The following is a 12,053-nucleotide window of genomic DNA, read 5'->3' as shown; positions in this document are numbered from 1 at the left end:
GCCTTAATCCTTGCTTAGAATGAGTACAAACAAACAATTTTATTATTTTTTTTATGCATGCATAGCAATTTATTTAGATTAATATCCTAATTTAGCGTAACAATCTAATATTGCATGGTAGCACAGATCCTTTTTCTAGTACTTACACTTGCAGCAATTGCGCTGTTTACAGTTAACCTGCGTAAAATAATTCGCAATATCCGTTTAGGAAAACCGGTAGATCGACAAGATCAGCCACAAAAAAGATTAATGACCATGCTTCGCGTGGCATTTGGTCAGTCTAAAATGGTTGTCCGCCCTATCCCTGCCTTTCTCCACTTTTTTGTTTACATCGGTTTTGTGATCATTAACATTGAAGTATTGGAGATCATAATCGATGGTTTATTCGGCACGCACCGTATTTTTAATGGCCTGGGTGGTTTATACAATTTTCTGATCGGCTCTTTCGAAATTCTGGCTTTTACCGTTTGGATTTCATGCGCTATTTTTCTTATCCGCAGAAATATCCTAAAACTTAAACGCTTTAGCGGCGTAGAGATGAAAAGCTGGCCAAAATCTGATGCCAATTACATCCTCATTACCGAGATTTTATTAATGAGCGCTTTCTTATTAATGAACGCAGCCGATGCAAAATTACAGCTTTTGGGCGCCAGCCATTACGTTAATGCCGGTGCATTTCCAGTGAGTCAGTATTTAATTAATATCCTGCCTTCATCAGAAAGTGCCTTGGTTATCGTAGAGCGCAGCTGCTGGTGGTTCCACATTATTGGCATTCTGGCTTTCCTAAATTACCTACCTTATTCGAAACACTTTCATATTCTTTTCGCCTTTCCAAATACCTACTTTTCTAATTTGGAGCCTAAAGGTGAGTTTACAAATATGGCCTCAGTTACCAATGAGGTGAAAGCCATGCTGGATCCTTCTTTTGTTCCGGCAGAAACCGAACCCGGTAAATTTGGAGCCAAAGACGTAACCGACTTAAATTGGGTAAACCTCATGAATGCTTATACCTGTACCGAGTGCGGAAGGTGTACTTCGGTATGCCCGGCAAATATTACAGGTAAACTTTTATCGCCGCGGAAAATTATGATGGATACCCGCGACCGCATTACCGAAGTGGGCCAAAATATTGATAAACACGGCGCTGAACATCAGGATGGAAAATCTTTATTGGATGACTACATTAGCAGAGAAGAAATTTGGGCCTGCACCAGTTGTAATGCCTGTGTAGAGGCCTGCCCGATAAACATCGATCCATTACAGATTATTATGGAACTTCGCCGTTTTGCCGTGATGGAAGAATCGCAGGCGCCAGGCAGCATTAACGCGATGATGGGAAATATTGAGAATAACCAGGCACCCTGGAAATACTCTCCAGCCGATCGTTTTAACTGGGCACAAGAAAGCTAGATTGACAGTTTTTGTTGGCATTGAATTAAAATAATAATTACATCAGGTCTTGATACTTGATACTAGATACTAGACAAATGGAATTTAAAGTCCCTACAATGGCCGAGTTGATGGCCGCAGGTGAAGAACCGGAAATATTATTTTGGGTTGGCTGTGCTGGAAGTTACGATGAAAGAGCACAGAAAATTACCCGCGACATTTGCAAGATCTTACATCATGTAGGCATAAAATACGCTGTTTTAGGAACAGAAGAAAGTTGCACCGGAGATCCTGCTAAAAGAGCCGGTAACGAGTTTCTTTTCCAGATGCAGGCCATGACCAATATTGAGGTATTGAATGCTTACAACATCAAAAAAATTGTAACAGGCTGTCCACATTGCTTCAATACCATTAAAAATGAATATCCGGGTTTAGGCGGCACTTACGAAGTGATCCACCATACCCAATTGATACAGGATCTGATTAACGAAGGCAAACTAAAAGCTGAAGGTGGGGAAAGTTTCAAAGGTAAAAAAATCACCTATCACGATCCATGTTATTTGGGCCGTGGAAATGGAATTTACGAAGCGCCTAGAAAAGCCCTGGAAGTACTTGATGCACAGTTGGTAGAAATGAAACGCTGCAAAAGCAATGGCTTATGCTGTGGTGCCGGAGGCGCGCAGATGTTTAAAGAACCAGAAAAGGGAAATAAAGATATTAATGTAGAACGCATTGATGAGGCTTTACAAACCAATCCGCAGGTTATTGCAGCAGGTTGCCCTTTCTGTATGACCATGCTAAGCGATGGTATTAAACTAAAAGATAAAGAACAGGAAGTTAAGGTGTTGGATATTGCCGAGATTACAGCAAGGGCAAACGGCCTGTAACCTTAGCTTTTAACTAAACAAAAGCCTGAACATCGATGATGCTCAGGCTTTATCATATTGTTAATTGTTGGCTTCCGATTCGGCACTAACTGTTCTTTCGGCTATTCCGATTTCATCCAGGTTGTTCAACATAATAATCGGACTTTCATTGAAACGGAAATTTTTGACTGGGAACTTGATCTCTCCATTTTCGATGTAAAAAGTACCATCCCTGGTCAGCCCTGTAAGCAAAAGGGTTTGTGGATCTACCGTGCGGATGTACCATAAGCGTGTAACCAATATACCTTTTTCTGTTCCTTTGATCAGCTCTTCCAGGGTTTTCGTTCCGCCCTTCATAATGGCACCACCCGGGAAGGGGATCGCTTTAATCCCAGTTTTTTGCGCCCAGTACCTCGAACTGTATAAATTTTTAACTACTCCTTTTTCTATCCAATTTACTTTCTGCTGTGGCCTTCCATCCCCAGACCATGTTGCAGTTGGCAGTTCGGGGTTCCATGGGTCAGAGTAAATATTTACTCTTTCATCCACCAGCTGTTCTCCCAATTTTGTCTTGCCTCCGGTTTTGCTCATAAAGCTCCGTCCTTCATCGGCCTGCCTGGCATCCATCGAGAAGAATAGGTTTTCCAGCATCACTGCTACCGCAGTCGGTTCTAAAATAACGGTATACTTTCCTGGCTCAATGGCCTTTGCCGTTACCGACGACATGGCCTTTTTGGCTGCTATAGCTGTATCAGCTTTTGCGTTGAGTTTGCTAAAATCGTTGTATCCCCTTGTGGCATAACCAGATCCTTTACCATCATCAGTTCTTACGGTAATATTAAAAGCTACATCGGTTGAAGTATTGTAGGCAAATAAACCTTTACTGTTCATCATTGCCGAACAGCCTATACTGTTGGATAAAAACCCTGCAGCATTCAGCTTGCTGTCTATAGCCTGTTTTAAACTGGCCTGTACTGCATCGGCCCTGTCTTTCGGGGTAACGGCTGCTGTAGCCGGAGAAAAGGTAGGCGAATCGGCACCATATTCCTGCGGACTGAGAAAAGGCATAAATTCAGGATTTTCGGGTGCCAGCTGAGCAAGTTCTTCTGCCCTGCGCACTACTTTTTCCAATGAGGCATCGTCAAATTCATTTATAGTGGCCGTACCCAGTTTTTTTCCGAAGGCAGAACTGACTACCAGGCTGTTGGCGCTTATCCCCCCACTGGTTGATACCGAATTTCGGGCGTACCTTATATTACCGCTATCTGAGCAATTTAGGTTTACTTCACATTGTTCTGCTTTAGAGTAAGAAAGTACTTTAGTTAAAAGGGCCTTTGCTTCTGCTTTTGTTAAGATTGGCATAGTTTCTATCAGATTTTTCTAGCGGTGTTGATAACATTAACTTTATTAAAACGTGTGGTTGCCGATCCATGGGAGACAGCACTCACCTGACCTGGCTGGCCTTTACCATCGAAAAAAGAGCCTCCTAAACGGTAATCGCTTTCATCGCAGATAGCCACGCACGAATTCCAGAATTCCTGGGTATTGGCCTGATAGGCTACATCTTTAAGCATACCTGCGATTTTGCCTTCTTTAATTTCGTAATAAAGCTGACCGCCGAACTGGAAATTATAACGTTGCTGATCGATCGAGAAAGACCCATCGCCTACAATGTAAATGCCTTTTTCAACATTTTTAATCTGATCGGCTATGCTCAGCTTGGCTTTGCCCGGCTGCAGTGAAATGTTGGCCATACGCTGAAACTGCACACTGCTCCAGTTATCGGCATAACAACAGCCTTGTGAAGCATTTAAACCTAATATATGCGCCTGATCTCTGATGGCCTGGTAATTTACCAATATACCGTCTTTAATTACATCCCATTTTCCGCATTTTACACCTTCATCATCATACCCAACAGCTCCTAATGATCCGACTTCGGTTTTATCGGCAGTAATATTTACTTCTTTGCTGCCATAATTAAATTTTTTAGATTCCCATTTGTCAAGTGTCAGGAAACTGGTTCCTGCATAATTGGCCTCATAGCCCAACACGCGATCAAGCTCGGTTGGATGACCGCACGATTCGTGTATGGTTAACCATAAATGTGAAGGATCCAATACCAGATCATACTTACCTGGCTCTACTGATTTTGCCTTCATTTTTTCACCCAACTGCCTGGCTCCCTGTGTGGCATCTTCAAGCATATCGTACCTGCCTTTATAAAGCGTGCCCGAAGCTGTTTGTATTTTATCCTGTGGCCTTGCATCCAGGTATTCGTATCCCTTGCCAGTAGGTGCACTCAATGCATTTCTCGTTTCGAACTTACCAGTTGCCTTATCTATTTTAGTGATAAAAAAAGTAGGCCAAATACGGTGGATGTCCTGATCAATATAAGAACCATCGGTAGATGCAAAATATTTTTGTTCATTTACGGCGAATAAGATGGAGTTGATGTAATCTGCACCACCTTTCATTGCCGCATCGTTCACCGCCAGCAATAAATCTACCTTTTCTTTTACGGGTACCTCAAAGGTATTTTTCTCAATCGGTGCTTTCCAGCTTACCTCACCATATCCTTTTTGTGGCGCCAGCTTTACGGGCTCTCTTAACAAACGGGCATTTTCTTTGGCAATAGTTACCGCCAGTTCGGCTGCTTTGGCAATACTATCTTTGTCCATTTTGTCGGTTGCCGCAAATCCCCAACTGCCATTCGAAATTACCCTGATACCAATCCCATACGATTCGGTATTTACAATATTCTCTACTTTATCCTCGCGTGTAACAACGTATTGGTTAAGATACCTGCCTACACGCACATCAGTATAAGTTGCGCCTTTTGAGCGTGCCGCATTTAGGGCTACATCAGACAAGATTTTTTTAGCCGCCGGATCGATATACGTTAAGGCTTGCTCGGGGGAAATCTCTTTCCCAAAAACTGGAATAGCAGGAAGCATAGCCGCGGCAGCCCCTACGCCAGTTAAATAAATAAAGTTTCTACGTTTCAAGATGAGATTGTTTTAAGTTGACTGAATATAAGTGTTTTAACTTATATTAAAAAAACTTCTTGATCCTTGTACTGTTTAGGTTGTTTATTTTTAGGAAAGCAATAGCAGCAGTCCATAGGTCAGTTTCTTCCTGCTCTACCTTCTGCCATGAAAAACGGCATTCGTTCAATCAGGTTTAGTTTAGCCATTTTCTGCTACTATGTCGGTTTTCTGTGCCACAGCCCCAAGTCCATAGCCCTGATCGGAGCGGCATCCCCGATATTTCATCGGGATAAAGCAAAGAGCAGGACTAACATAAAAAAAAGCGAATGACGCTGTGCTCCAAAATAAACAATAAGCTTAACAYGTAATTTCCCTAGTGGTGTTAACAACGGAATTAATAAGACTATAAAAAGATAATCAACTCGCTTGAATGCTCATCATCAGAGACAAGTTATGGCTTCTGGGAAATTGAAACCTCTGTATTTATTTTATTCAAATTATCTCGGATAAGATTTAAATCTTCAGCTTCCATATTTTTTAACGGAATAACCAGTTGCGTAGCCATCGAGTCTACATCGCCTCCCTTGTCTTTATAGGTCTGCACAATTACGTCGTCACCTTTGGTATGGATATACAATTTGCCCGAAGTAGTTGTACCATAATAATCCATATCTTTAAATTTCGACAGCTTAAATGCGAAATACTCTGTTTTACCGTTATTAAAATAACGTTTGTAACGACAAAAGCCATTGTTGGTAACATTTAGCTCATAACGCTTTACTTGGTCGCTTTCCTGACTGTTATCGTAATGATCGGTAAATGTTTTTTGAAGAAAATTGATCGATTGTGCTACGGTTTCGGGGTCGGAAAAAGCACATAAAAACATACAAAAAGCCGAAAGAAGGGATATTTTCAAGCAGAGTGTAAACTTTTTCATCAGGTTAGCGTTTTAAACACACCAATTTAATTAAAATCATAAATTTGTATATGAGTTTTTCTCCACAATCAAGAGTTTGGGTATACCAAAGCGATCGCAAATTTACTTCTGTTGAAGAAAGTGAGATCTTAAATAAATTAGCAGCTTTTACAAACCAGTGGAAAGCACATGGAAATGAATTGCTTGCAAAAGCAGAAATCCGCTATGGCTTTTTTATTATCCTAACGGTCGACGAAAGCCAGGCGGGCGTTACCGGTTGCTCTATTGATAGCTCTGTTCGCTTAATTAAAGAAATTGAACAGGAATACCATGTAGACCTTTTTAACCGCTTCAATATTGCCTATAAAGTAAATGGAGAAGTTGTAGTAAACAGCAAAGAAGATTTTGAAACTTTGGTAAATATCAAACAGGTAACACCAGAAACGATTGTTTTTAACAATATGGTACAAAATCTGGCAGAGTTGGAAAGCAAATGGGAAGTGCCATTCCAAAACAGCTGGCATTCTACTGTTTTTGCCCATTTATTGTAAGCCATATGTTCATTGTAGATCTTAAATATATTGTTCCGCTAACCGAGTTGGATGAACATATGGAGGCCCATGTCCAATATTTAAAGAAATACTATGAAAAAAACATTTTTGTTGCTTCGGGCAGAAAAGTACCCCGAACTGGTGGAATCATTTTAGCACTGGCAAAGGATGAAGAAGCTTTAAAAAAAATCCTGATGGAAGATCCGTTTTACATCAATCGATTGGCCGATTTCTCCATTACACATTTCTTAACCTCACAATACCATCCTGATCTCGAATCACTTTTAGGAAAATAATCCTTAAAACCCGTAGTAATATCCTACATTATTTTCACTATTGCTCAAACAATTAGCTGGCAAAAAACATTATATTGGTTAARTCAAATAATGTCTATGAAGCGCTGGCTCAAAATCTCTTTAAAAATTATATCGGTTATTGTTGTTCTGATTATCCTCACCTGGTTGGCAGGAGCATTTTACATCAGTAGAAATAAAAAAGAAGTACTCGCTTCTATCCTATCACAGCTCAATAAAAATTTAAACGGAAAAATTACCGCTACAAGCATGGAGCCAACACTCCTGAAAAGTTTTCCCGGGGTTTCGGTATCCTTAAACGGCGTTTTACTGAGAGATAGTTTATGGAACCAACATAAACACGATCTTTTAAAAGCGCAGGATATAGATATATCGCTAAACGTACTTTCGCTTATTGTGGGGAACATTAACATTAAACAGATTGCCATCAACAATGCAGCTATTTATATCTACACCGATTCTACTGGTTATAGCAACACAAGTATTTTTAAAAGCAAGCCGAAAAACGAGAAAAAATCGTCACCAAAATCTTCCGCATTAGAAGTCAAAAAAATAGATTTTAATAAGGTTAGCCTGATATTAGATAACAAAAAGAGATTCAAGTTATTCAATTTCGATATCGATCAGATCCAGGGCAGAATGCAGTATCCTGATAGCGGCTGGACAGGTAAAATCAAGTTAATGACGAAAGTGAACAGTTTCGCCTTTAATACCCGAAAAGGAAGCTTTATAAAAGACAAAACTTTAGATGGAACATTAAATGCACATTACAGCCGCGAATTGGATGCAGTAATACTGAGTCCCGAAATCTTGAACATTGGCGGGCACCCTTTTAAAATCGGGGCCAAAATAGAATTGGATAAATCTGCTTTTGCCATTAGCATAGCTGTTGATGATATTTTATTCAAAGATGTTGCCTTACTCTTATCGCCTAATATCTCCTCAAAACTCTTAAAGTTCGGCATAGAAAAACCGATCGATATCCGGGGAAATATTGTTGATGACGGATCAGGGAAATACGGAGATCCCTTGATCAAAGTAGGCATAACCGTTCGGGATAATGTGGTTTCTATTCCGGCAGGCAAATTAACGGCCTGTAATTTTGATGGTTCCTTTACCAATCGGGATACCGTTGGTGGTATTATTGGTGATGAAAATTCATCCATCAAATTCCACAGACTTACGGCAAAATATTTTAATGCACCGCTTAAGATCGACACTTTCACAGTGAATAATTTATCGCGTCCAATTGCTACCGGGTTGGTAACCTCGCAATTTCCCCTATCCAATTTAAACAATTCGTTAGGCACGAACGATTTTGAATTTAAAAACGGAACAGCCAACTTAAGGCTTTACTGTAAGGCAGATATTGATAATTTCAGATTTACAAAACCTGTTGTTTCAGGTAAAATACAGATTGCCGATGCAGATATTCTTTACATCCCTCGTAGGCTTCATCTGGTAAAAAGTGCCTTAAACATCAATTTCAACCAGAACGATTTATCGATACAGAACGGGCATTTCCAGTTGGGCAAAAGCGAACTTAATGTAAGCTGTAGCATTGCCAACTTTGCTAACCTGTATTATACTGCTCCCGAAAAAATATTGGTGAACTTAAAAATGTCGAGCCCGCAGCTCTACCTAAAGGAGTTTTTACCCTTCTTAGGACCGAGAACAGCGAAGAAAAAATCGAGTGGAAACAAACAAGTGGTTTCCAAAGAGCTGAGCAATGTGCTGGAGCTTTCGAAAATGAATATCCGTTTAACCGTTGATAAGGCCATTTATGATAAGTTTCTGGCTAAAAATCTAGATGCCCATATTTCTTTACGTGGCGGGGGTATTTTCTTCAACAAAATAAGCGTGGCCCATGCGGGTGGTCAGTTATCGCTGAATGGACATATTATGCAGGAAGCCGCCTCAAATAGCTTTAAAATCAATTCAAAGATCAGCCATGTAAGTGTTAAAGATTTCTTTTATTCGTTTGATAACTTCGGACAGAATACCATTACCAACAAAAATTTAAAAGGGTATTTATCAGCGTTGGCCAACATTTCCGGAAGGATATCGCACACGGGAAAAATTCTTCCGAGATCGATAAATGGAAAAGTGGTATTCAACCTGAACAATGCCGCATTGGTTAATTTCGACCCGATGGTTAAGGTAGGGAAATTTGCTTTTGCCAACAGGAACTTATCAAACGTAGAAATCAAAAATCTTGATGGAACACTTAACGTGCGTGGTGATAAAGTAGAAATAAGTCCGATGCAGATAAATTCCAGCGCGTTAAACTTTAACGTAAAAGGTATTTATGCTTTAGGGAGTGGTACAAATGTAGAGATGGATATTCCGCTGAGAAATCCAAAGGGTGATGAAAACCTAACCAGATCGGAAAAAAGAGAAGCCCGTATGCGCGGCATCGTATTACACCTAAAAGCTGTTGATGACGAAAAAGGTGGAATAAAAATCAGGTGGAATAAGGATCACGAATAAACTAATAATTGAATGAGAGCGTTTTGAATGATTGAATGTGTTTGTATTTCCTTATTAGAAATTTTTGCACTCAATTATTCAATCACATCATTCAAAATTCAATAATTCTGTCATTCAATCATTCAATCATTCAATCATTAGAAATCAAGCGGCCCTAACCTATTCATATTTCTTAAAATCAGATATTGACGGTGCCTGATGTACGGGGTTGCATTTTTGGGTGTCCACCTTCTGGGGTTTGGAAAACAGGAAGCAATTAAAGCAGCCTGTTTCCTGGTCAGTTTTGTACAGGATTTGCCATAATACTCCTGGGCGGCGGCCTCGGCGCCATAAATCCCATCGCCCATTTCGATTACGTTCAGGTAAACTTCCAATATTCTTTCTTTGCTCCAGAACAGTTCGATGAGTAGCGTAAAATAAGCTTCAAAACCTTTTCTTATCCACGACCTCCCAGGCCACAAGAAAACGTTTTTAGCTGTTTGCTGCGAAATGGTACTTCCACCTTTTACCTTTTTCCCTTTGGCATTACTGGCAAAAGCTTTTTCAATGGCTTTCATATCAAAACCGATATGTTTTAAAAAGAGTTGATCTTCGGCAGATACCGCAGCCCTTTTCATATTATCAGACATATCCTCGAATTTCACCCACTTTTTCTCTGTTTTAAAAGACTTACCATCGGCTTTGCGTTCAATGTTCCGTAGCACCATTAAAAGTGTAATGGGCGGATTGATAAAACGCAGGGCGATTACCCAAAACACAGAAACCAGCAGAAAATATAAAAATACTTTCGTAACAATATTGGTGATCTTTTTTAAAAGAGGATGTTTTGCCTTGCTTTTAGCTCTGGTTGTCCGGGTTTTGGCCATGGCGCAAAGGTAATTAAAGGGACGGAAGATGGGAAATGCAGGAGACGGGAATAATGCTAAAAAAATGTTTTTTTATGATCAAAAAATAAAGCCGAAATGCAAAATTCTCGTGGTAAACCTTTAATGTACGTGAAAATCACTTTGTTTATGTATTTTGTGATTCACTTTTTTAAACAGAGCGCAAAACAAAATTAACCAAATGAAAAAACTAGGCTATCTCTTTCTTGCTGTTACACTATGGAGCTGCAGTACAACCAAAAACATCAATAACCGATCTGAAAAATGGATAACGCTTTTTAACGGAAAAGACATTAAAGATTGGAACGTTAAAATCCACCATCATGATTACAATGTAAACTACGGAAATACCTTTAGGGTTGAAGATGGCATAATACAGGTTCGTTATGATCAATATGGCGATTTTAATGATCAGTTTGGTCATCTTTATTACAAAACCCCTTTCTCTTATTACCACCTCAAATTTAAATACCGCTTCGTTGGCGAGCAGCAAAAAGGTGCGCCAAGTTATACCCTACTCAACAGCGGTGTGATGTTTCATTCTCAGGACCCGAAAACCATGCCTAAAGAGCAAGATTGGCCAATTTCAATCGAAATGCAGTTATTGGGAGGTTTGAGCGATGGTAGGCCCCGCCCTACCGGAAATATGTGTTCGCCAGGTACAGATATTTTTTACAATGGCAGTAAGTTTCCAGGTCATTGTCTGGATTCGAGATCGAAAACATACGATGGCGACCAATGGGTATCCGGCGAGCTGATTGTTCTGGGCGACTCACTAGTCACCCATATTATAAATGGAGATACTGTACTCCAGTACAGCAAACCCCAGATTGGCGGAGGCGTTGCCAATGGCTACGATCCGAAAATTAAAATTGATGGAAAAGCACTTACCCAAGGTTTTATCGCCTTGCAAAGTGAAGGACAGCCTGTTGATTTTAAAGATATCCAGATTATGGAGCTTCCGCATCATAACAACAAAAAATCTAATTAAACATTTTTCGATACTATACGTTACAAGAACATGAAAGTTGCATTAATTACAGGAGGAAGTAAAGGAATTGGTTTCGGCATTGCCGAAGCCCTTTTAAAAGAAGGCTATAAAGTAGCCATTACCAGCAGGACAATTGCCAGCGCAAACCAGGCCGCATCACATTTGGTGGCACATGGTGATGTATTGGCCATTGAAGCAGATGTGGCAGATTTTAAATCTCAGCAAAATACGGTAAATCTGATACTCGAAAAATGGGGACAATTAGATATACTTATCGCCAACGCTGGCGTAGGGCATTTTGCACCTATTGACGAGCTGGATGTAGATTTATGGAAAGAAACCATTGATACCAATTTAACAGGCGTTTTTTATAGTATTAAAGCCAGTGTTGAAGAAATCAAAAAGAATAAGGGACATATTTTTACGATATCTAGCTTAGCGGGTACAAACTTTTTTGCGGGTGGCTCAGCTTACAATGCCAGTAAATTTGGTTTAACAGGTTTTACGCAATCGGTTATGCTCGATCTGAGAAAATATGGCGTAAAGGTGAGTACCATTATGCCAGGATCGGTAGCGAGCCATTTTAACGATCACCAGCCCAATGCTGAAAATGATGCCTGGAAAATCCAGCCAGAGGATATGGGTAAACTGATTGTTGATTT

At 40.1% G+C, this 12,053-nt stretch carries 11 protein-coding genes; 7 read left to right on the top strand and 4 right to left on the bottom strand.

From position 1 onward, the window contains the following. Positions 1–114 precede the first annotated feature (114 nt). Both AC1DPQ_RS08105 and AC1DPQ_RS08100 read left to right on the top strand, forming a co-directional pair. Entirely contained in the window at positions 115–1,410 is a 1,296-nt protein-coding gene (locus AC1DPQ_RS08105; RefSeq protein ID WP_477579584.1) for a 4Fe-4S dicluster domain-containing protein, read from the top strand. A 77-nt stretch (positions 1,411–1,487) separates the two neighbouring features. Continuing rightward, a complete protein-coding gene (locus AC1DPQ_RS08100) occupies positions 1,488–2,276 on the top strand; it encodes a (Fe-S)-binding protein (protein ID WP_029277013.1) in 789 nt (262 codons plus the stop codon). 60 nt (positions 2,277–2,336) lie between these two features. On the opposite strand, the gene AC1DPQ_RS08095 is transcribed toward AC1DPQ_RS08100, so the two are convergent. The 3 genes from AC1DPQ_RS08095 to AC1DPQ_RS08085 form a co-directional block, all read right to left on the bottom strand. Beyond that, the gene (locus AC1DPQ_RS08095; protein WP_477608727.1) at positions 2,337–3,617 is read right to left on the bottom strand and encodes a TldD/PmbA family protein; all 1,281 of its coding nucleotides are present in this window, start codon (positions 3,615–3,617) and stop codon (positions 2,337–2,339) included. Between the two features lie 8 nt (positions 3,618–3,625). Next, the gene (locus AC1DPQ_RS08090; RefSeq protein WP_477579588.1) at positions 3,626–5,263 is read right to left on the bottom strand and encodes a TldD/PmbA family protein; all 1,638 of its coding nucleotides are present in this window, start codon (positions 5,261–5,263) and stop codon (positions 3,626–3,628) included. Positions 5,264–5,696: 433 nt separating this feature from the next. Further along, on the bottom strand, positions 5,697–6,182 hold the full coding sequence (locus AC1DPQ_RS08085) for a hypothetical protein (protein WP_477579590.1): 486 nt from the start codon (positions 6,180–6,182) through the stop codon (positions 5,697–5,699). Between the two features lie 50 nt (positions 6,183–6,232). Between AC1DPQ_RS08085 and AC1DPQ_RS08080 the strand changes: the two genes are divergently transcribed. The 3 genes from AC1DPQ_RS08080 (at position 6,233) to AC1DPQ_RS08070 (ending at position 9,516) form a co-directional block, all read left to right on the top strand. Beyond that, positions 6,233–6,712, top strand: coding sequence for an ABC transporter ATPase (locus tag AC1DPQ_RS08080; protein WP_131030925.1), 480 nt, complete (start codon positions 6,233–6,235; stop codon positions 6,710–6,712). A gap of 5 nt (positions 6,713–6,717) precedes the next feature. Continuing rightward, a complete protein-coding gene (locus AC1DPQ_RS08075; protein ID WP_477585495.1) occupies positions 6,718–7,008 on the top strand; it encodes a YciI family protein in 291 nt (96 codons plus the stop codon). Positions 7,009–7,104: 96 nt separating this feature from the next. Further along, positions 7,105–9,516: an AsmA family protein gene (locus AC1DPQ_RS08070; RefSeq protein ID WP_477608725.1), complete on the top strand. Its 2,412-nt coding sequence runs from the start codon at positions 7,105–7,107 to the stop codon at positions 9,514–9,516. A 137-nt stretch (positions 9,517–9,653) separates the two neighbouring features. Here AC1DPQ_RS08070 and mtgA read toward each other — a convergent pair whose 3' ends face one another. Then, positions 9,654–10,382, bottom strand: coding sequence for a monofunctional biosynthetic peptidoglycan transglycosylase (mtgA, locus tag AC1DPQ_RS08065; RefSeq protein ID WP_477586021.1), 729 nt, complete (start codon positions 10,380–10,382; stop codon positions 9,654–9,656). A 199-nt stretch (positions 10,383–10,581) separates the two neighbouring features. Between mtgA and AC1DPQ_RS08060 the strand changes: the two genes are divergently transcribed. Together AC1DPQ_RS08060 and AC1DPQ_RS08055 are read left to right on the top strand one after the other, a co-directional pair. Then, complete coding sequence (locus AC1DPQ_RS08060; protein WP_477585511.1) at positions 10,582–11,391, top strand: 3-keto-disaccharide hydrolase; 810 nt, start codon at positions 10,582–10,584, stop codon at positions 11,389–11,391. A 30-nt stretch (positions 11,392–11,421) separates the two neighbouring features. Next, positions 11,422–12,053 (top strand): SDR family oxidoreductase (locus tag AC1DPQ_RS08055; RefSeq protein WP_477608723.1); only part of this gene is annotated, 632 nt, incomplete at its 3' end.

It is taken from the genome of Pedobacter sp. 01T416_2 (assembly GCF_056398925.1).
This window is presented reverse-complemented; position numbering and strand designations above follow the sequence as displayed.